This is a genomic window from Methylobacterium sp. GC_Met_3, from assembly GCF_026540775.1.
Taxonomy (GTDB): Bacteria; Pseudomonadota; Alphaproteobacteria; order Rhizobiales; family Beijerinckiaceae; genus Methylobacterium.
In genome coordinates, this window is record NZ_JALNUL010000009.1 from 25,474 (window position 1) to 45,988 (window position 20,515).

At 71.6% G+C, this 20,515-nt stretch carries 18 protein-coding genes and 1 tRNA gene; 13 read left to right on the forward strand and 6 right to left on the reverse strand.

Annotated features, from left to right (window positions below):
- Positions 1-82 precede the first annotated feature (82 nt).
- Positions 83-159: transfer RNA gene (locus OXS27_RS13695), tRNA-Arg, on the reverse strand.
- A 216-nt stretch (positions 160-375) separates the two neighbouring features.
- Between OXS27_RS13695 and OXS27_RS13700 the strand changes: the two genes are divergently transcribed.
- From OXS27_RS13700 to OXS27_RS13715, 4 genes are all read left to right on the forward strand, one after another.
- A complete protein-coding gene (locus tag OXS27_RS13700; RefSeq protein ID WP_267356672.1) occupies positions 376-834 on the forward strand; it encodes a hypothetical protein in 459 nt (152 codons plus the stop codon).
- A gap of 109 nt (positions 835-943) precedes the next feature.
- Positions 944-2,005 carry an acyltransferase gene (locus tag OXS27_RS13705; protein WP_267356674.1) on the forward strand — a complete coding sequence of 354 codons (1,062 nt, stop codon included), beginning with the start codon at positions 944-946 and terminating at the stop codon, positions 2,003-2,005.
- Between the two features lie 190 nt (positions 2,006-2,195).
- Entirely contained in the window at positions 2,196-2,621 is a 426-nt protein-coding gene (locus OXS27_RS13710) for an RNA polymerase sigma factor region1.1 domain-containing protein (protein ID WP_267356676.1), read from the forward strand.
- Between the two features lie 67 nt (positions 2,622-2,688).
- Positions 2,689-3,093 carry a phage holin family protein gene (locus OXS27_RS13715; protein ID WP_243923733.1) on the forward strand — a complete coding sequence of 135 codons (405 nt, stop codon included), beginning with the start codon at positions 2,689-2,691 and terminating at the stop codon, positions 3,091-3,093.
- Between the two features lie 9 nt (positions 3,094-3,102).
- Here the strand turns inward: OXS27_RS13715 and OXS27_RS13720 are convergent, their stop codons facing one another.
- Entirely contained in the window at positions 3,103-3,321 is a 219-nt protein-coding gene (locus tag OXS27_RS13720; protein WP_243923735.1) for a hypothetical protein, read from the reverse strand.
- A gap of 280 nt (positions 3,322-3,601) precedes the next feature.
- Between OXS27_RS13720 and OXS27_RS13725 the strand changes: the two genes are divergently transcribed.
- Genes OXS27_RS13725 through OXS27_RS13735 form a run of 3 tightly spaced genes read left to right on the forward strand, consistent with a single transcriptional unit; the run spans position 3,602 to position 7,355 of the window.
- Positions 3,602-4,843: an MFS transporter gene (locus OXS27_RS13725; RefSeq protein WP_267356682.1), complete on the forward strand. Its 1,242-nt coding sequence runs from the start codon at positions 3,602-3,604 to the stop codon at positions 4,841-4,843.
- Positions 4,840-5,607: a siderophore-iron reductase FhuF gene (fhuF, locus tag OXS27_RS13730; RefSeq protein WP_267356684.1), complete on the forward strand. Its 768-nt coding sequence runs from the start codon at positions 4,840-4,842 to the stop codon at positions 5,605-5,607. Before OXS27_RS13725 ends, fhuF begins: the two co-directional genes overlap by 4 nt.
- Before the next feature lie 11 nt (positions 5,608-5,618).
- Complete coding sequence (locus tag OXS27_RS13735) at positions 5,619-7,355, forward strand: ABC transporter ATP-binding protein (protein ID WP_267356686.1); 1,737 nt, start codon at positions 5,619-5,621, stop codon at positions 7,353-7,355.
- 13 nt (positions 7,356-7,368) lie between these two features.
- Here the strand turns inward: OXS27_RS13735 and OXS27_RS13740 are convergent, their stop codons facing one another.
- From OXS27_RS13740 to OXS27_RS13750, 3 genes are all read right to left on the reverse strand, one after another.
- The gene (locus tag OXS27_RS13740) at positions 7,369-8,520 is read right to left on the reverse strand and encodes a LacI family DNA-binding transcriptional regulator (protein WP_267356688.1); all 1,152 of its coding nucleotides are present in this window, start codon (positions 8,518-8,520) and stop codon (positions 7,369-7,371) included.
- 316 nt (positions 8,521-8,836) lie between these two features.
- A complete protein-coding gene (locus OXS27_RS13745) occupies positions 8,837-9,712 on the reverse strand; it encodes an SMP-30/gluconolactonase/LRE family protein (protein ID WP_267356690.1) in 876 nt (291 codons plus the stop codon).
- Between the two features lie 15 nt (positions 9,713-9,727).
- Positions 9,728-11,023, reverse strand: a complete 1,296-nt coding sequence (locus tag OXS27_RS13750; RefSeq protein ID WP_243923747.1) for a sugar MFS transporter — start codon at positions 11,021-11,023, stop codon at positions 9,728-9,730.
- Between the two features lie 156 nt (positions 11,024-11,179).
- Between OXS27_RS13750 and OXS27_RS13755 the strand changes: the two genes are divergently transcribed.
- The gene (locus OXS27_RS13755) at positions 11,180-12,331 is read left to right on the forward strand and encodes an aldose epimerase family protein (RefSeq protein ID WP_267356692.1); all 1,152 of its coding nucleotides are present in this window, start codon (positions 11,180-11,182) and stop codon (positions 12,329-12,331) included.
- The gene (locus OXS27_RS13760) at positions 12,328-14,142 is read left to right on the forward strand and encodes an IlvD/Edd family dehydratase (RefSeq protein WP_243923749.1); all 1,815 of its coding nucleotides are present in this window, start codon (positions 12,328-12,330) and stop codon (positions 14,140-14,142) included. Before OXS27_RS13755 ends, OXS27_RS13760 begins: the two co-directional genes overlap by 4 nt.
- Before the next feature lie 127 nt (positions 14,143-14,269).
- Here the strand turns inward: OXS27_RS13760 and OXS27_RS13765 are convergent, their stop codons facing one another.
- Positions 14,270-14,938, reverse strand: coding sequence for a FadR/GntR family transcriptional regulator (locus tag OXS27_RS13765; RefSeq protein ID WP_267356695.1), 669 nt, complete (start codon positions 14,936-14,938; stop codon positions 14,270-14,272).
- A gap of 213 nt (positions 14,939-15,151) precedes the next feature.
- Between OXS27_RS13765 and OXS27_RS13770 the strand changes: the two genes are divergently transcribed.
- The 4 genes from OXS27_RS13770 to OXS27_RS13785 all read left to right on the forward strand — a co-directional run bounded on the left by OXS27_RS13770 (position 15,152) and on the right by OXS27_RS13785 (position 20,357).
- On the forward strand, positions 15,152-16,759 hold the full coding sequence (locus OXS27_RS13770) for an aldehyde dehydrogenase (NADP(+)) (protein ID WP_267356696.1): 1,608 nt from the start codon (positions 15,152-15,154) through the stop codon (positions 16,757-16,759).
- 86 nt (positions 16,760-16,845) lie between these two features.
- Entirely contained in the window at positions 16,846-17,826 is a 981-nt protein-coding gene (araD1, locus tag OXS27_RS13775; protein ID WP_267356698.1) for an AraD1 family protein, read from the forward strand.
- A 1-nt stretch (position 17,827) separates the two neighbouring features.
- Complete coding sequence (locus OXS27_RS13780; RefSeq protein WP_267356700.1) at positions 17,828-18,754, forward strand: Gfo/Idh/MocA family oxidoreductase; 927 nt, start codon at positions 17,828-17,830, stop codon at positions 18,752-18,754.
- Positions 18,755-18,875: 121 nt separating this feature from the next.
- Entirely contained in the window at positions 18,876-20,357 is a 1,482-nt protein-coding gene (locus tag OXS27_RS13785) for a carbohydrate porin (protein ID WP_267356701.1), read from the forward strand.
- Positions 20,358-20,515: the final 158 nt, after the last annotated feature.

Below are 20,515 nucleotides of genomic sequence, written 5' to 3' on the forward strand. Positions count from 1 at the left end.
CAGCTTTCGGTCCGCGTGCTACCCCGGTGCTACCCGCGGCGATCCACGCTCGACCAATTACGAGCTAAGTCGTTAAAAATATTGGCGCACCCGACACGATTCGAACGTGTGACCTTTGCCTTCGGAGGGCAACGCTCTATCCAGCTGAGCTACGGGTGCAGGCCGCAGCCATTCCCTAGCCCAACCGCGCCGTCAGCGCAACGGCGACCGGACACCCGGCGGCTCAGAGCAGGGCGGTGGCAGAAGCCCGACGCTGCGACAACCTGAAGATGTAGATGGCGTAGCCAGACGCGCGACGCTGTGCTGTATGGGTCCGACGCAGGGCCGCAGGGCGCAAGGCGTCGTCGGCAGGTCGGCAGCGCGGTCTCGGTTTGCTTGTGTTCCCCCAACTCGGCGGCGCGGCCGCGGATCACGGCAGACGATCTGGCTCGGCGCATCGCCGGTCTGGGGCCGGGCGAGCGCCTCGCCGTCCTGGGTGTCGGCCGCGCAGCCATCGGCACCCTCGTGTCGGAGAGCACCGAGCGCGGCGCCCTGCTGGTCGCGGACGCGGATCGGTCCGGCGCCGCGGCGCTGATCGACCGGCTCCTCGACGATCTGGCGGCCCTCGCCCTCACGCGCTGGCCTTACTGGCATGGCCGCGACGCCTCCGCGGCCCCGGTCAGCGCCGATCCCTGGTTGAAGGCGGCCTCGAAGCGCGCGCGACTCGGCCTGACGCCGCGCTTCCACCGGATGACGCGCGAGCTTGAGCTCCTGCGCCTCGTCGGGGCGCGTCGGCGCGAGGCGATGATCAGCGCGTTTAAGGCCGACCTGAGCGCGGCGATGGTAGGGTCGTAGCCCGGACGCGTGGCCGCAGATCCCGCCCCGGTGTTGCCGCTTCGCCCTTGTAGGGCCTCCGGGTTTCCCGGCCCCTGGGCGGGTCGGAGGCAGGACGGAGCGGGCAGGGGTGGCACTGGGCGGCCGGGCGAACAATTTCGGGACGCTGCGCCTGCTGTTCGCGGCCCTGGTGATCCTCGCCCACGCCCCCGAGCTGGTGGACGGGGACCGGTCGCGCGAGCTGCTCACCCGGGTGTTCGGCACCCTGTCGTTCGGCGAGGTGGCGGTCGACGGCTTCTTCCTCGTGAGCGGCTACCTGATCACCGCGAGCTACCGGGCCAAGCGCTCCTTCGCCGACTACCTGATGCGGCGGGTGCGGCGGATCTATCCGGGCTTCGTGGCGGCGTCGCTCCTGTGCATCGCGATCGTCGCGCCCCTGGCCGGGGGCGACCTCGCGGCGGTCTCGCTCCCCGAGACCCTGGTGCGGCTGGCGCTGCTGCTCATGCCGGTGGTCCCGGGCGCCTTCGCGGACCTGCCCTATCCGCTGCTCGACGGCGCGATGTGGACGATCCCCTGCGAGTTCGGCTGCTACCTGCTGCTCGGCCTCGTCGGCACCGCCCGGGCGCTCCGGCGGCGGGGCCGCTACCTCGCGATGCTGGCGGGCTTGAGCGGCCTCCTCGTGCTGCGGTGGCTGTACCTGCCGATCGGGCATCCGGGCGACGGGCTGGGTTCCCTGTCGGAGATGATCCGGCTCGGCTTCGTGTTCGCCTGCGGCGGTGCCTTCCAGCTCTTCGCCGACCGGATCACCTATACCGGCCGGGGCGCGGCCTGCGCCGCCCTGCTGCTCCTGCCGCTGCTGTTCAGCCCGCCGCTCGCCGAGCCGGCCTTCGCGCTGCTCGGCGGCTACCTGATCTTCTGGTTCGCCTTCGCGGTCCGGCCCCTCGCCCTGAGCCGCGCCACCGCGCAGGTCGATCCCTCCTACGGGCTCTATCTCTACGCGTGGCCGATCCAGAACCTGCTGATCGCCTGGGTGCCCGGGCTCTCCCCCTGGACGGGGGCAACCCTGACGCTGGCGGCGGCGCTGCCCCTCGGGATCCTGAGCTGGTATTGCGTGGAGCGGCCGATGCTCCGGCGCCCGCGGGGCTCGACTGAGCCGGAGCCGAGCGACGCGCTGGCCATTCTCAGTCGCTAAGCCTGCCGCATCGCGCGTCGCTCCCCGAGACCAAGCCCTTTCAAAACAAAGCGCATTTCCCTCCCCCTTGTGGGGAGGAGAGCGCGTCGGTGCAGAGGCGTAAACATTGGAACGCGCGGTGGGGAGGAGATCCGGTAACCGCCCCCGCCCTCGCGCGTTGGCGACGAGCCAGCAGGGCAGGGGGCCGGACATGTCCCAGACCATCGATCGCGGGACCCTCGACCGGCTCATCGCCCTCGGCCGGGACCGCGGAGAACTCTCGGCGGACGACCTGCGGGCCGCGCTGCCGGTGGAGCACCTGGATGTCGATGCCCTCGTCCTGGTGATGCTCGAACTGGAGGCCGCCGGCATCAGCGTCGAGCCCGAAGCCTTCGGGCCGCCCACCGACAAGCCGCTCACCACCGCCCTGACCCTCCCGCCGCGGGATCCCGGCCCCGTCCCGCTGGTCCGGGCGGCGCAGAGCGGGGACGCCGCGGCCTCAACGACGGAGTCCGGATCGCGGCCGGCATCGCCGCCGCAGGCGGATCCGGACGACGGGGCGGGGGTCAACCGGGCCGTCGCCCTGGCGGGCCTCGCGACGCTGCTCGTCCTCGGGGCCGTGCTGCTGCTGTTGTGAAGGGGAGGCGGAACGGATCGGCCGGCGGGCCCGTTGGCCGGGGGCTGTTCACGGAAGATCCGGCACCATGCGCCAACCCCCTGACGGAAACACCCCTGACGGCACCTTGGCCCTGCTGATCGCAGCCCTGCGCGAGGGCACGGCCCATGTCGAGGCGCTGCTCACGCTCGCGCGGACCGAGGTCGACGGCAACATCCGGGCGATCGTCTCGCTGGTCGCCATCGTGGGGACGATCCCGATCCTCCTGATCGTGACCTTCTTCCTGGGCCTCGACGGGGTGGTGAAGCTGCTGGCGCTGCCGCTGGGCTCGGAGGCGACGGCGGCGCTGATCGTCGCCGCGCCCTTCCTGGCCATGGCGCTTTGGCTCGGCTGGCTCGGCACACGCCGGATGGCGCTCGCGAACCTCGAACCCTGGCGGACGTGGCGTCAGGCGAAGCGGACCGTCCGGGACGTGGCCGGGACCGGAGCCTGACGCCGGCTCTCAGCGTCCCCGTGTGCCGGTGGCTTTGGGGCGCAGGTGCAGGAAGCTGCGCTCGCCCGTGGCCGCCTCGGCGACGTGCTGGATCGTGTCGAGCAGGTCGGCCACCGCCAACGGTCCGATAGGCCGGAAATCGGCCTTCGGCGCGACCCAGCGCTTCTGCGTGCGTCCCGCGGCGATCTGCGCCTCGCTCAGCGCGTCGAAATCCCGGTGTCGCGTCACGGATCGTCCCTCCAAGCTCGGCTCGCGATGGGAAAATCTGCCCGAACTATGGTTGATGAAGCGTTAACGCAGGGCTCTCCGGGCCCCGCGCGACAGGCCAGTCGGGTGCGGCGTTTCGGCAGAGCAAAGAGCCGCGCAGCGGCACCATAGCCCCCAGCTTGATCCACGACACCAACCCCTATAGTCAGCAAAAACTGAGGTTCATCAATAGATTAGTGTGATTATAAACTGCAGCCGCCGGGCAGCGAGTTATCCCGATGCCGGATCCCGGGCGTAGCCCATGGCGGCAGGACAGGCCATCGGCGTCCGTGTCACCGATACCCTGGCGGCCTTGCGCCCGCTGGCACCGTTCTTCTGCCTGTACGTGACCTTCGGGGCGACGCTCGGCTTCCTGTCGGGCGGGGCGCCGCTGATCCTGCGGGCGCGGGGTGTCGAGCTGGCCGAGGTCGGGCTCCTGCAGCTCATCAACCTGCCGGTCGGGCTCACCTTCCTGTGGGCGCCGCTCCTCGACCGCCTGCACCTGCCGGTGCTCCCGCACCGCATCGGCTGGATCGCGGCCGCGCAGGCGGCGACGGTGCTGCTCCTCGTCCTCCTCAGCCTCGGTGCGCAGTGGCCGCTCGCGGCGCTCCTCGTCCTGGCGGTGGCGGCCTGCGCCTGCGTGGCCACCATGGACATCGCCCTCGAAGCCCTGGTGGTCGAGACCGTGCCGGGGGACCAGCGCGCCTTCGTGGCCTCGGCCAAGCTGTGCGGGGCCTCGCTCGGCGGGATCCTGGGCGTCGGCGTGCTGGTCGGCTCCTACGACCGGTTCGGCTGGCACGGGGCGGTCCTGGCCTGCGCGGCTTTGGACGCCCTCTGCCTCGTGCCGATCCTGTTCTATCCGGAGGAGCGCCGCCGCGGGGCCGGGGGCCGGCCGGAGCTTTGGACGGGGTCGCTCGCGCGCCTGCGCGTTCTGGGCGGGCGGGTGCTGGCGCTCGGGGCCTACTTCGCCGCCGCCTACCTGCTCTCCGGTCCCAACACCCTGGCGCTGCTCGATCTCGGCGTGCCCCTCGGGCAGGTCGGGTTCCTGACCGGCACCGTCCTGCCGGCGGTCAACCTCGTCATGGCGCTGGCGGCGGGCGGGCTCGCCGCCCGGTTCGGCACGGTCCGGCTGATCGGGTTCGGCGCCGTCGGCGTCCTCGCCTCCGGGGCCCTGATGGCCGGAGCCTGCGCGGGCCGGATGGCCGATCTCGCCCTCTTCGCCGCGGTGCTGAGCTTCGTCGCGGGCGGATTCCTCGGCGTGCCGGTGTTCAACATGATCTACCGCTGGGCGCAGGGACCGAGCCCCGCCACCGACTACGCGCTGCTGTTCGGGGCGGCCTTCTTCGCCGCGATGCCCCTGCGGGTCGCCGCCCCGGCGCTCGCCGGCTGGATCGGCTGGCCGGGCTACTTCGCCGCCACCCTGCTGCCCTACGCCGCCGCGGTGGCGTGGCTCGCCGTCGCGGTGGACCGGACCCTGCGGACCGACCGGGCGGGCACGCGATGATCGCCGAAGAGGTCGCCGCGCAGGTTCCCGATTCCCTCGCCGCCTACCGGGACGGCGTCGCCGATGGCCCCGGCGGCCCGGGGACGATGCCGCTCCAGGCGCTGCGCGACCCGCGCGTGTTCGACGCGACGCTCGACGCCTTCGCGGCGGGGCTCGACCCGGCGGCGGGGCTCGACCCGGCGGCGGGGCTCGACCCGGCGGCGGGATGCGCCCCGTGCGACCGGCGCGTCCTGGTCTCGTACTGGAGCCAGTTCTACCTCGCGGCCCTCGCCACCCCCGCGCTGACCGCCCTGGTGCGCCTCGGCCGCCCGCTGCCGCTCGCCTTCGACGCGCTGAGTCTCGAACGCGACGCCGCCGGCCGGCCCTGCCGCTTCCGCCTGCCCGCGGAGGGGTGCGGATCCTGCGCGGCCCCCGGCCTCGCCGGGCTGGTGGAGGCGCATCTGCGCCCGTTCGTAGAGCTGTGCCACGAACGGTGCGGGATCGCCCCGCGGATCCTCTGGGGCAACGCCGCGGTGATCCTCGACTACGTCGCGCGGGAACTTGAAAGCTCACGCGGCGACGGAGCGGAGGCGGCCTGTGACGACGTCGCGGCCTGCCTCGGATGGCGCGCCGGCCCGGCCTGTTCTAAGAGCCCGCTGGCGCAGGCGCTCTGCCCGGGGGCGTCGGGCTGCCGGCGGCGGCGGGTCTGCTGCCTGCGCCACCGCCTGCCGGGAGTGCCGTCCTGCGGCGCGCTCTGCCCCGTCGCGTGCGCCGCCCAGAGTTGATCCGAGCCGCGATGCTGAAGGCCTTCCTCGCCTATTACCGGCCGTACCGGACCCTGTTCCTGGTGGATTTCGGCTGCGCGGTGCTGTCGGGTCTGCTGGAGCTCGGCTTCCCCATCGCGGTGAAGAGCTTCATCGATTCCCTGCTGCCCCGGCAGGATTGGGGCCTGATCGTGCTCGCCGCCGCCGGTCTGGCGCTGGTCTATGTCGCCAATGCCGGGCTGATGGTGGTGGTGACCTATTGGGGCCACGTGCTCGGCATCAACATCGAGACCACGATGCGGGCCCGGGCCTTCGACCACCTGCAGAAGCTCTCCTTCCGCTTCTACGACGGCCAGAAGACCGGCCACATCGTCGCCCGGGTGACCAAGGATCTGGAGGAGATCGGCGAGGTCGCCCATCACGGGCCCGAAGACCTGTTCATCGCCATCATGACGCTGCTGGGCGCCTTCGCGCTGATGGTCACGGTGCACGCGCCCCTGGCGCTGATCACCGGGGCGATCCTGCCGCTGATCGCCTTCGTGTCGATCCGCTACGGCGGCCGGATGACCCGCAACTGGCAGACGCAGTACGGAAGGGTCGGGGCGTTCAACGCCCGGATCGAGGAGAATGTCGGCGGCATGCGGGTCGTCCAGGCCTTCGCCAACGAGCCGCACGAGCGCGCCTTGTTTGCCCTCGACAACGCCCGCTACCGTGACACCAAGCTCGAAGCCTATCGGTTGATGGCGGCGGGGCTGTCGATCAACTATCTCGGCCTGCGCCTCGTCCAGATCGCGGTGCTGCTCGGCGGCGCCGCCTACGTGGTCCGGGGCGACCTGACACCCGGGGGGTTCGTCGGCTTCCTGCTGCTGGTCGGCGTGTTCTACCGGCCGCTGGAAAAGATCGGCGCCGTGGTGGAGACCTATCCCAAGGGGGTCGCGGGCTTCCGCCGCTACCAGGAGCTGCTCGCCACCGAGCCCGACATCACCGATGGGCCGGGCGCCCGCACGGTCGGCGCCCTACGCGGCGATATCCGCTTCGAGGGCGTGGGCTTCGGCTACGGCGCCGGCCGCCCGGTCTTTTCCGGCCTCGACCTCGCGGTGGCGGCGGGCGAGACCGTGGCGTTCGTCGGTCCCTCGGGGGTCGGCAAGACCACGCTGTGCGCCCTGCTGCCGCGCTTCTACGAGGTCGCGGCGGGGCGCATCACCGTCGACGGGATCGACATCCGCGCCATCACGCTGGCCTCCCTGCGGCGCCAGATCGGCATCGTGCAGCAGGACGTGTTCCTGTTCGCCGGGACGATCCGCGAGAACATCGCCTATGGCCGCCTCGACGCCACCGAGGCCGAGATCGACGCGGCCGCCCGGCGCGCCCGCCTCGGCGAGCTGATCGACACCCTGCCCGAGGGCCTCGCCACGGTGGTGGGCGAGCGCGGGGTGCGCCTGTCGGGCGGGCAGAAGCAGCGCATCGCCATCGCGCGGGTCTTCCTCAAGAATCCGCCGATCCTGATCCTCGACGAGGCCACCTCGGCACTCGACACCGAGACTGAGCGGGAGATCCAGCGGGCGCTGGCCGACCTCGCCCGCGGGCGCACGACCCTGGTGATCGCCCACCGCCTCGCCACCATCCGCGACGCCGACCGGATCGTGGTGCTGGGGGCGGGCGGCGTGGTCGAGACGGGCCGCCACGCGGCTTTGCTGGAAGCCGGGGGCGCCTATGGCCGCCTGCACGCGGCCCAGTTCGGGGCCGATTCGGTGCAGGCCGCGGAGTAGGGCGCGTCCCGCCCTACGGCGCCCGGGTTGCCGTGGAGTCGCGCAGGACCAGGCGGGTGGGGAACAGTGCCCGGGCGAGGTCGTCCGGGGCCCGCGTCCCCGCGATCACCGCCGCCAGCGTGGCGAAGGCGAACCGCACCATGGCGAGGGTCGGCACCGCGATCGAGGTCAGGCTCGGGATCGTGTAGGCCCCCTGGGCGAGGTTGTCGAAGCCGACGACGCGGACCGCCCCCGGCACCGCCACGCCCCGGTCGTGCAGCGCCTTCAGCACCCCGAACGCCACCCGGTCGTCGGCCGCCACGATCGCGTCCGGGCGCGCGGAGCGGTCGAACAGATCGAGCGTCGCCCGGTAGCCGCCTCCGGAGGTCCAGTCGCACGGCACCACGAGGTCGTCGCGCGGGGGCAGGCCCGCCTCCGCCAGGGCGTCGCGATAGCCCCGGAACCGCTCGCTCGCGGTGTGCAGCCGCCGACCGTCCCCCTTGAGGAAGCCGATCGCGCGGCTGCCGGTCCGCGCCAGGTAGGCGACCGCCTCGTGGACGGCGTCGCGGTCGGCCCGCACGGCGCAATGCGCACCCGGCACGTCGAGGCCGAACACCACGAACGGAAACCGTTTGGCCTGCAGCAGGGCGATCAGCGGATCGTCCCGCCGCTCGGCGAAGACCACGAGGCCATCGACCCGGGCCTCGCTCACGAGGCTCGCGATCCGGGCCGGGCTGCCCGGGTCGTCGCTGCGGCAGCGCCGGTGGATCAGCGTGTAGCCGTGCTGGTCGGTGACCTGCGCGAAGGCCTGCAGGACGAGGCCCGTGTCGGTCTCCGGCAACGGGTCCGACCCATCGTCGGTGGCCTCGGCGCCTAGAGCGCTCTCCGCCGAAGTGGATACCGGTTCGGCGCAAGAGAGCGCGTCAAAACAGAGGCTTAGAGCCGTGCCCGATTGCAACGCGATCGGGCACGGCTCTAAGCAGGACACGCAGGCGATGCTGCGGCTCGGCTTCTTGCGCAGCGCGCGCGCCGCGAGGCTCGGCACGAAGTCGAGGTCGCGCATGGCCGCCTCTATGGTCGCGCGGGTGGTCCGGGCGACCTTCTCCGGATGGTTCAGGACCAGCGACACCGTCTGGAAGCTGAAGCCGGCCCGCCGCGCGACGTCCTTGATCGTCGTCTGGCCCATCGTCACCTCCGGCCGGCCGGGACGTCGCTCCCGAAGGGAACGCAATCGGCCGTCCCGATCCAGTCTAGGACCGGCCGGATCCGAGATAAAGCCGCGCGGATACGCAAGCGATTGATCGGATACAGAAACTCTTTAAGTCCGCCCGGATCGGAAACCGGTATCGTCCCGCCCCTATCGACAAGAAGCCCGCCGCGGCCGGGGCCGGGCGGGCTGAAGGTGGTCTCGTGTCTCGGAGTCAGCGGGACCCTAGGGCTCGCGGGGCGGCGCCGCATCCCCCATCCGGGGGAGGCCGGCCGGACCGTCGCTCCGGTCGCCGTCAGCCCCCGAAGGCGCGGGGCGGCAGCCCGACCACGCCGACATCGACCTCGAACAGGGCCCCGGCCTCCGGCACGCCCTCGGCCCCCCGCGACGCCGAGGTGACGAACAGGCGGTCGAGCCCGTCGCCCGCGAAGGCGCAGCTCGTGATGTTGGGGGCGGGCAGCGCGACCGCCCGGATCAGGCGTCCGTCCGGATCCACCCGGCTGATCCGGGCGCCGCCCCAATGGGCGATCCAGAGGCAGCCTTCGGCATCCGTGGTCATCCCGTCGGGCCAGCCCCAATCGTCGGGGAAGCGCAGGAACGGCCGCTTGCCCGAGAGCGTCCCGTCCGCCGCGAGGTCGAAGGCGTAGACCGTCCGGGCGGCACTGTCGCTGTGATAGATGATCCGGCCGTCGAGGCTGAAGGTCGGGCCGTTGGCGACCCCGTATTCGCCGTCCATCCGCTGCCAGGTCAGGTCGGGGTCGAGCCGGTGCAGGGAGCCCGAGACCGCGGTCTCGGCCTGGTGCATGCTGCCCGCCCAGATCCGGCCGGCGAAATCCACCTTGGCGTCGTTCAGGCGGTTGTCGGGATAGTCCGGCTCCGGATCGCCGACCGGCACGATGCGGTCGGCCTCGAAATCGTAGGTCGCGAAGCCGCTCTTCAGCCCGACGACGAAATCCCGCCGGCCGGCGCGGGGGATGATCCAGCCCAACGGCTCCGGGAAGGGCCGACGGCCGGTCTCGTCGTTGGCGAGATCGAGCCAGTTCAGGGCCGGGGCCTCGATGTCGACCCAGAACAGCGTGCCCCGCTCCGGCACCCAGATCGGGCCCTCGCCGAGCCGGTCGCGCGCGATCTGGCCTCCGGAACGGGCGACGATGCGGATCCCTGATTCCATGGCTTCGCCCTTCGGTCAGGCCGCGCGCGGGGTCCGGCAGCCCCAGGCGGCGTAGAACAGCACGTAGAGTTCGCAGGCCGCGGTGATCAGGAAGGAGTTCTGCAGCCCGAACCGGTCCGCCGCCCAGCCCTGCACCACCACCAGGGAGCCGCCCGCGATCGCCATGATCAGCAGCCCCGCCCCCTTCTCGGTGAGCGGCCCGAGGCCGCGGATGCCGAGGGTGAAGATCGTCGGGAACATGATCGCGTGGAACAGCCCCACCGCGATCAGCGCCCACATCGCCACCTGCCCCGTCGCGAAGGCCGCCACCAGCATCACCGCGCAGGCGCCGACCGCCGCCCCGGCGAGCACCCGTTCGGCCGGCCGGCTCTGCATCAGGTAGCTGCCGACGAAGCGGCCGATCATCATCCCGCCCCAGAGCAGGAACAGGTAGCGCGCGGCCTGGGCGTGGGTCAGGTCGCCGATCTCGGGCTGCGCCACGAAGCTGATGAACAGGTTCGACACGCCGATCTCGGCGATCAGGTAGATGAAGATCGCCGGAACGCCGAAGACGAGGTTGCGGTGGCGCCAGAGCGACCCGCTCACGCGCCCGGCCTTGACGGGCGCCGCACCGCCGATGGCCGGCAGCGGGAACCGGGCGATCACCACGGCGAGCACGATCAGCAAAGCCGCCACGATCAGGTAGGGCAGTTGCACCGACTGCGCGTCGGCCAGCCGCTCGGCCGGGGTCAGGACGGTACCGGCCGCGGCGTTGCCCGAGGTGGAGCGGCCGAGGATCAGGTAGCCGCCGAACAGCGGCGCCAGGGTGGTGCCCAGGGAGTTGAACGCCTGCACGAGGTTGAGCCGCGCCGAGGCGCTCTCGGCCGGGCCGACCACCGCCACGTAGGGGTTGGCGGCGACCTGCAGCAGGGTGATGCCGCTCGCGATCACGAACAGGGCGGTCAGCGTGATCGCGTAGGAGACCTCACGGGAGGCCAGCACCATCCCGAAGGTGCCGGCCGCCATGATGCCGAGGCCGATCACCAGGGCGCGCTGGTAGCCGACCCGCGCGATCAGCTTCGCCGCCGGGATCGAGGCCACGAAATACGCGATGAACCAGACCGACTCGATCAGCGTGGTCTGGGTATAGTCGAGGTCGAACACGCTGCGCAGGTGCGGCAGCAGCGTGTTGTTGATCACCGTGATGAAGCCCCACATGAAGAACAGGCTGGCGAGCAGCGACAGGGCCGGGCGGTAGGCCCCCAGCTCCTGCGCGCCGGCCGCGGCCGTCCGGGCCGCCGCCGGTCCGACGCTCGCGATCGGTGCCGCCATCCCGCGTTTCCTCTTCCTGTAGGCCACCGGTTCGGTGCACCGTGTTGCTCGTTACATTTGTCTGAGTATATACGGGATTCGCGGAGGTCAACCGCGCCCACCCGCGTGCGCCAGCGTATGATCTGTGCGTAGGGGGATCCATCCGGGGAGGGAACGATGCGCGGCGTGGGACCTGTAACGCTCTGCGCCGGTGCGATGATTCCGGCCCTGGCCCAGGCGGCTGAGCCGACCAGGACCGTGTTCGGCACCCTCCCGGACGGCCGCACGGTCGAGGAGGTGACGCTGACCAACGGCCACGGCATCACGGCGCGGATCCTGTCCTGGGGGGTGCTCCTGCGGACGCTCGAGGTGCCGGACCGGACCGGCAAGCCGGCCGACGTGGTGCTCGGCTACGACGACCTCGCGGGCTACCTCGCCAAGCCCAATTACTTCGGCGTGAGCGTCGGCCGCTACGCCAACCGCATCCGGGCGGGCCGCTTCACCCTCGACGGGCAGAGCTACCGGCTCGCCACCAATGACGGCCCGAACGCCCTGCACGGCGGCGCGGCCGGCTTCGACAGGCGGCGCTGGACGATCACCGCCGTGACCGGCGGCGCGGCCCCCGCGGTGAGCCTGCGCTATGTCAGCCCGGACGGCGAGGAGGGCTATCCCGGCACGCTGACGGCGACCGCCACCTACCGGCTGGACGACATCGACACGCTCACGGTCACCTACGAGGCGACCACCGACCGGCCGACCATCGTCAACCTGACCAATCACAGCTTCTTCAACCTCGCGGGCGAGGGCTCGGGCCGCTCGATCCTCGATCACGTCCTGACCATCCCGGCCGAGCGCTACACGCCGGTGGACGCCACCCTGATCCCGACCGGCGTGCACCTTCCGGTGGCGGGTACGCCCTTCGACTTCCGCAAACCCATGGTGATCGGCGCGCGCATCCGCGACGGACGGGACATCCAGATCGTGCGCGGGCGCGGCTACGACCACAACTGGGTCGTGACCGACGCGCCCACGGCCGAGCCGCACCCAATGGCGCGGGTCGAGGACCCGGAAACGGGCCGAATACTGGAGATTGCCAGCAACCAGCCGGGGGTGCAGTTCTATGCCGGCAACTTCCTCGACGCGACCGCGGTGGGCAAATCCGGCCTCGCCTACCGGCAGTCGGACGCCTTCGCGCTGGAGCCGGAGCTCTTTCCCGACACGCCGAACCAGCCGGCCTTCGGCTCGGCCCGGCTCGATCCCGGCCAGACCTACCGGAACGTGATCACCTACCGCTTCTCGACCAGCCCCGCCCATCGGACCCACAAATGACCGATCCCAAGACCGCCCGGCCCAAGACCGCCCGCCCGCTGCGCTCCCGCGCGTGGTTCGACAACCCCGACAATATCGACATGACGGCGCTCTATCTGGAGCGCTACCTGAACTTCGGCCTCAGCCTGGAGGAGCTGCGCTCGGGCAAGCCGATCATCGGCATCGCCCAGACCGGCTCCGACCTGTCGCCGTGCAACCGCCACCACCTCGTCCTGGCCGAGCGGATCCGCGAGGGCATCCGGGAGGCCGGCGGCATCGTGCTGGAATTCCCGGTCCACCCGATCCAGGAGACCGGCAAGCGGCCGACCGCGGGGCTCGACCGCAACCTCGCCTATCTGGGCCTCGTGGAGCTGCTCTACGGCTACCCGCTCGACGGCGTGGTGCTGACCACGGGCTGCGACAAGACCACCCCGGCCTGCCTGATGGCGGCCGCCACCGTGAACATCCCGGCCATCGCGCTCTCGGTCGGACCGATGCTGAACGGCTGGTTCAAGGGTCAGCGCACCGGCTCCGGCACCATCGTCTGGAAGGCCCGCGAGATGCTGGCGGCGGGCGAGATCGACCATGACGGCTTCATCAAGCTCGTGACCTCGTCGGCGCCCTCGACCGGCTTCTGCAACACGATGGGCACGGCGACCACGATGAACACGCTGGCCGAGGCCCTGGGCATGATGCTGCCGGGCTCGGCGGCGATCCCCGCCCCCTACCGCGACCGGCAGGAGGTCGCCTACCTGACCGGCAAGCGCATCGTCGCCATGGTGGCGGAGGATCTGAAGCCCTCCGAGATCCTGACCCGCGACGCCTTCCTCAACGCTATCGTGGTCAATTCGGCGATCGGCGGCTCGACCAACGCGCCGATCCACCTCGCGGCGATCGCCCGCCACATGGGCGTCGAACTCGACATCACCGACTGGCAGACCTACGGGCTCGACGTGCCGCTGCTGGTCAACCTGCAGCCGGCCGGCGCCTATCTCGGCGAGGATTACTACCGCGCCGGCAGCCTGCCGGCGGTGGTGGCCCAGCTCATGAGCCGCGGCCTGATCCGCGAGGGCGCGCTGACGGTCAACGGACGCACGATCGGCGACAATTGCCGCGGCGCGACGATCGAGGACGCGGACGTGATCCGGCCGATCGACCAGCCCCTCAGGGAGGCGGCCGGCTTCCTCGTGCTGCGCGGCAACCTGTTCGACGCCGCGGTGATGAAGACCAGCGTGATCGGCGAGGAATTCCGCAACCGCTACCTGTCGAACCCCGAGGATCCGGACGCGTTCGAGGGGCCGGTCGTGGTGTTCGACGGACCGGAGGATTACCACCACCGGATCGACGACCCGAGCCTCGGCATCACCGACGAGACCCTGCTGGTGATGCGGGGCGCCGGGCCGGTGGGCTATCCCGGCGCGGCCGAGGTGGTGAACATGCGCCCGCCCGCGGACCTGATCCGGGCCGGCGTGCACGCGCTGCCCTGTCTCGGCGACGGGCGCCAGTCCGGCACCTCGGCCTCGCCCTCGATCCTCAACGCCTCGCCGGAGGCGGCGGCCGGGGGCGGCCTCGCGCTGCTGCAGACCGGCGACCGGGTGCGGGTCGACCTGCGCCGGGGCACCGCCGACATGCTGGTGGATGCCGACGAGCTGGAGCGCCGCCGGAAGGCCCTGGAGGCGGCGGGCGGCTACGCCTACCCGGCCTCGCAGACGCCCTGGCAGGCGATGCAGCGCGCCACCGTCGGGCAGATGCACACCGGCGCGATCCTGGAGGGCGCCGAGCGGTTCCAGCGCATCGCCCAGACCAGCGGCCTGCCGCGCGACAACCACTGATCGGATTCGAAAGGTCCGGGACCTTTCGCGGGGGCAGGGCGGAGCCCGCTGGGTTCGGGCAAAGCCCGATATCGGGGCTCTGCCCCGATACCCCGCCAAAGGGCTCGCCCTTTGGGAGCCCCGGATCTCACGGCCGCAGCGCCAATTCGGTGTCGGAGAGGGCGAGGCGAACCAGCTCGGTCATGGTCCGGCGCGCAGCCTCCGGGTCGCCCGCCACGATCGCCTCGTACAGGGCGCGGTGATCGGGCATCGGGTCCCGGGGCATGCTCTGGCGGCGGTGCTTGAAGATCGTCGTCCACGTGACCGCCGCCGCGATGGAACTCGACAGGGCGATCAGCGGCCCGTTGCGGGCGGCCTCCAGGATCGCGGTGTGGAAGGCCTGATCGGCGGCCCGGCCATCGTCCGTGCTGAGGCCGTGGCGGCCCATCTCCTCCAGGGAATGGCCCATCCGAGCGAGGTCGAGGCCCGAGCGCCGCTCGGCCGCGAGCGCCGCCGCGGCCGGCTCCACGATCATCCGCAGCTCGAACAGATCGCGGATGAACGTCTCGCTCGGCTCGGATTCGAAGGTCCAGGCCAGGATGTCCGGATCGAGTAGGTTCCAGCGGCTGCGCTGGCTCACCCGCGTCCCGGTGCGCGGGCGGCTCTCCACGAGCCCCTTGGCGCTCAGGATCCGAATCGCCTCGCGATAGGCGGTTCTGGAAACCTTGAGTTGCTCCGAAAATTCGATCTCCCCGGGCAGCACGTCGCCCGGCGTGTAACGCCCGCTCAGGATCGCCACCCCGAGATCGCGCGCCACCGAGCCGTGGATGCGACGCGAGCCTGACGCAAGCGGGAGCCTGATATCCTCGTGTCCGCGAACCTGTCTCACCCACGACCTCCAGTCCGAGCCACGGGACGGGCCAGGATCTGAAGATCGTACCCGGAAGTTGTAGGATCGCAAGCGCCAACACCCATAAGCGATATAGATGAGGCGCTTGCGGCCCAGATCGAAAAGATCTAACCTATTTGTATGAGTAAACAACCTCAAGGCAATGCGGCAATCCGTGGCACCGCCCTGATCGGCGAAGCGGACGTGACCACGCCGGAAACGTTCCGGGCCGTCGATGCGGCGAACGGCGCGGTCCTGGATCCGGCCTTCGCATCCGCGGGCGCCGGAGAGGTCGCGGCTGCCTGCGCGCTGGCGGAGGCCGCGTTCCCGAGCTTCTCGGAGACCGATCCCGGGACGCGGGCGGACTTCCTCGAAGCGGCCGCCGCGGCGATCGCCGATCTCGGCCCAGCCCTGATCGAGCGCGCGATGGCCGAGACCGGGCTGCCCCAGGCGCGCCTGGAGGGTGAGCGCGGCCGCACGATCGGGCAGCTGCGCCTGTTCGCGAACCTCGTCCGCTCGGGCGACTGGGTGGAGGCGACGATCGACCCGGCGCAGCACAAGCGCCAGCCGCTGCCCCGGCCGGACCTGCGCCGGCGCCACGTCGCCCTTGGGCCGGTGGCGGTGTTCGGGGCCTCGAACTTCCCGCTGGCCTTCTCGGTGGCGGGGGGCGACACGGCCTCGGCGCTCGCGGCGGGCTGCCCGGTGGTGGTGAAGGGTCACCCGGCCCATCCGGGGACCGGGGAGCGGGTCGCCCGGGCCCTGCGCTCCGCGGTGGCGGCGAGCGGCCTGCATGCGGGCGTGTTCTCCTACCTGCCGGGGCCGTCGAACGCGCTGGGCACCGCCCTGGTGGCGGATCCGCGGATCAAGGCCGTGGGCTTCACCGGCTCGCGCGGGGGCGGGCTGGCGCTGATGCGGGTGGCGGCCGGCCGGCCGGAGCCGATCCCGGTCTATGCCGAGATGAGCGCAGTCAATCCCGTCCTGCTCCTGCCCGCAGCCCTGCGGGTCCGGGGCGCGGCCCTGGCCACGGGCTTCGTGCAGTCGCTCACCCTGGGGGCGGGGCAGTTCTGCACCAATCCGGGCCTGCTAATCGGGATCGCCGGCCCCGAGCTCGACGCGTTCGCGGAGGCCGCCGGTGCGGCGATCCGCGCGAGCGCGCCGCACACGATGCTGACGGCCGATATCCGCGCCCGGTTCGAGGGTGCCGTCGCCGCGATGGCCGAACGCCCGGGGGTGACGGTGGCCGCCCGCGGTGAGAAGGCGGGACCGGGGGGGGCACCCGCCGCGCTGCTGCGCACGGAGGCGCGCCACCTGCTGGCGGAGCCGTCGCTGACCGAGGAGATGTTCGGCCCGGCGGGGATCCTGGTGGCGGCCGCCGACGCGGCGGAGATCGCCCGGGTGATCGAAGCCCTCGGGGGGCAGCTCACCGCGACGCTGCACCTCGACCCGGCGGACGAGCCGCTGGCCGCGGAACTGGTGCCGCTGCTGGCGCGCAAGGCCGGGCGTGTCCTCGCCAATGGCTGGCCGACCGGCGTGGAGGTCTGCCACGCGATGGTGCATGGCGGCCCGTTCCCGGCAACGTCGGACGGCCGCACCACCTCGGTCGGCACCCTGGCGATCGAGCGGTTCCTGCGCCCGGTCTGCTACCAAGACCTGCCCGAGGCGCTGCTTCCACCATCCCTGCGCCCGGACAATCCCTGGCATCTCGCGCGCCGGATCGACGGCATCTTCGAACCGCAATCGGGCCACTGACGGGCCGCGGCGCGGTCCGCCTCGGCCGCGCATCGGGACGGTCCGCAGAGGCCGCCGAAAAACGGACGCCCCGGGGGGGACTTTCGATGGGACGATCACTCCTACAATTCGAGTCTGCGGATGGGCAGCGGGGCATCGCCCTGCTGGCGAACGGCGTGGCGCGGCCGGTGCTCGGTGTCCGGACCGTGCTGGAGCTGGCGCGGAAGGCCCTCGCGGCGGGGGACGATCTGGCCGCCACGGCGGAGCGGTCCGGGCTGTCCGAAGTCCTTGATCTGGCGTCCGTTCGGCTTCTGCCGCCGGTGGACCGCGCGGACCCCGCACACCTGCTGCTCAGCGGCACCGGGCTGACCCATCTCGGCTCGGCCGAGGGCCGCGACAAGATGCATCGCGCCGCCGCGGCCGATCCGGCGCCGACCGACTCGATGCGGATGTTCCGGATGGGCGTCGAGGGCGGCAAGCCGGCGCCCGGCGCGACCGGCGTACAGCCCGAATGGTTCTACAAGGGCGATGGCAGCGCCATCGTAGGGACCGGCGAGCCGCTGGTCTCCCCCGCCTTCGCGCTGGACGGCGGCGAGGAGCCGGAGATCGCCGGGATCTACCTGATCGACGCCGACGGGACCCCGGTGCGCCTCGGCTTCGCCCTGGCCAACGAGTTCTCCGACCATGTGACCGAGCGCGGCAACTACCTGTGGCTCGCGCATTCGAAGCTCCGCCCGGCGGCGCTCGGTCCGGAACTCTGGCTCGGCGCGCTGCCGCCGGACGTGCGCGGCACCAGCCGCGTCCTGCGCGACGGCGCCGTGTTCTGGGAGAAGCCGTTCCTCTCCGGGGAGGCGAACATGTCTCACAGCATCGCCAACCTGGAGCGGCACCACTTCAAGTACGCGCTGTTCCGCCGGCCCGGCGACGTGCACGTGCATTTCTTCGGGACCGCCACCCTGTCGTTCAGCGACGGGATCGCGACCCGGCCGGGCGACGTGTTCGAGATCGCGGCGGCGCCGTTCACGCTCCCCCTGCGCAATCCCCTGGCGGTCGCCCCGGCCGCCGACATCCCCATGCGTGTGCTGTGAGATGACGAATCCGATCCGCATCGGGCTGGTGGGCGTCGGCAAGATCGCCCGGGACCAGCATCTGCCGGTGATCGGCGCCTCGCCGGATTACACGCTGGTGGCAGTGGCGAGCCGCCACGGCGAATACGCGGGCGTGCCCAATTACCGGACGCTGGCCGAGATGCTGGCGGGGCAGGGCGACCTCCAGGCCGTCGCCCTGTGCCAGCCGCCGCAGGCGCGGTTCGAGGCCGCCCTGGCGGCGATCGAGGCGGGGCTGCACGTCTTCCTGGAAAAGCCGCCGGGGGCGACCCTGGCCGAGGTCGGGCTCCTCGCCGAGGCCGCGCGCCGGCGGGGGGTGAGCCTGTTCGCGAGCTGGCATTCGCGGTTCGCGCCCGGGGTCGAGCCCGCGCGCAACTGGCTGGCGACGCGCCGGATCCGGTCGGTGTCGATCGCCTGGATGGAGGACGTGCGGCACTGGCATCCGGGCCAGGACTGGATCTGGGACGCCGGCGGGATGGGCGTGTTCGATCCGGGGATCAACGCCCTGTCGATCGCCACCCACATCCTGCCGCCGTTCTTCCTCACCGGCGCGATCCTTGAGGTTCCCGAGAACCGGCAGGCGCCGATCGCCGCCGACCTGCGCTTCACCGACGCCGCCGGCACCCCGATCCACGCCACGTTCGACTGGCGCCAGACCGGTCCGCAGACCTGGGACATCCGCGTCGAGACCGAGGACGGCACCCTGGTCCTGTCGCGGGGCGGCGCGGCCCTGACCCTCGACGGTCGCGACCAGGCGCTGCCGCCCGAGGCCGAGTATCGCGGCCTCTACGACCGATTCGCCGCCCTGATCCGCTCCGGCGCCAGCGACGTCGACCTCAATCCACTGATCCACGCCGCCGACGCTTTTCTGCGCGGCGAGCGCCGCAGCGTGGAGGCCTTCACGGACTGACCGGGGAGGGCCCCTGCGGGACACGAACGCGACAGAGCCCAGAAGGCCGCGCGGTTAAGGGGGAGTCATTATGGTAAGGAAGCAGACACGGTGGGCAGCGTTCGCGCTGTGCGCCGCAACGATGACGGCTGGCGTCAGCGCGGCCGAGGCTCAGGTCGCGGCCACGGCGCCGGACGGGGGGCCGACCCTGGTCAATCCGGGCCCGAAGGCCAGCCCGGCGCGCAAGGCGCAGTACCGGGCGAACCGCGCCCGGCGGCGGGTGATCCGTGAGGGTCGGAGCTTCGCGGGCGCGAGCAGCGCGGCAGCCTCGAGCATCGCGCAGGGCGCCACCGCGGCCCCACCGTCGCTGCCGCCCGGCACCGTCGACCTCGGGCACGGGGTCACCGCGATCCTGAACTACACGGGCGAGTTCGCCACCAACCCGTCCGGCGGCCGGCGCCAGGGCTCGGACTATGCCGGCCAGGTGTTCTTCGGCCTCGACGCCGATCTCGACCGCCTCGCCGGGGTCGAGGGCGGCTCGGTGCATGCCATCGTGACCGAGCGCCACGGGCGCAGCATATCGAACGACTTCATCGGCAACACCACCAGCGTGCAGGAGATCCAAGGCGGCGGCCAGACCGCGCATCTCACCGCCCTGTCGTACGAGCAGAAGCTGTTCGACAACCGCCTCGACATCGAGTTCGGCCGCGTCCTGGCCAACCCGAACTTCCTGGCCTCGCCGTTCTACTGCAACTTCCAGAACAACGGCATCTGCGGCGCGCCGAAGGGCGCGTTCAAGATGACGAACATCACGTGGTGGCCGATCGCCACCTGGGGTGCTCACGCCAAGGCCTGGGTCACCGACAAGGTGTTCGTGCATGCCGGCGTCTACGAGGTGAATCCACGCGATCAGCAGGACAACCAGAACGGGATCGACTGGTCGACCCGCGGCGCCACCGGCGTCGTGGTGCCGGTCGAGGTCGGCTACTCGACCAATTTCGGCAACGACCCGCTGCCGCGCAACTACGGCCTCGGCGCAATCATCGACCAGTCGGACTACAAGGATCCGGTTCAGGACGTCCGCCGGGGCTCGTACCTGCTCAGCGGCCTCGATCCGCTGACCCGGTTCGGCCGGTCGGCGATCTACGCCCGGTTCGACCAGATGGTCTGGCGTCCGGATCCGACCGGCGTCCAGGGCCTGACCCTGTTCGGGGCCTTCCTCGCCGGGACCGGCGGGCGGCAGTTCGAGGATTACTTCCTGAACGGCGGCGCCGTCCTCACCGGCACCTTCGCGGGCCGGCCCTACGACACGATCGGCTTCGGCTTCTCGTGGGAGCACTTCTCGCCGTTGGGTACCGCCAATCTCCGGGCGGCCCGCGCCAAGGTCGGCCTGGGCTACGGCGGTGTTTCCTCGTCGCAGACCATCCTGGAGGTGAACTACGGCATCCAGCTGACGCCGGCGATCCGCCTGATGCCGAACCTGCAATACGTCATCACCCCACAGCTGCAGGAGCGCTACTTCGCTCAGCCCAAGCGCGTCCCCGACGCCTTCGTGGTCGGCGCGAAGATCTCGGTGGACCTGTTCACCCTGGCGGGCTTCGCCAAGGGCCCCGGCAGCCTCTGAGGCACCGCCCCCGCGGGCCGGCCCCGGCCGGCCCGCGGATCAGCGAACGACACGGCCGCGCGGGTCCTCCGCGCGGCCGTTCTCGTTTCCAGTCGGCTGGAGCCGTGCACGAAAAAGGGCCAGCCGCGATGGCTGACCCCGATCGTCCGACCTCCGCT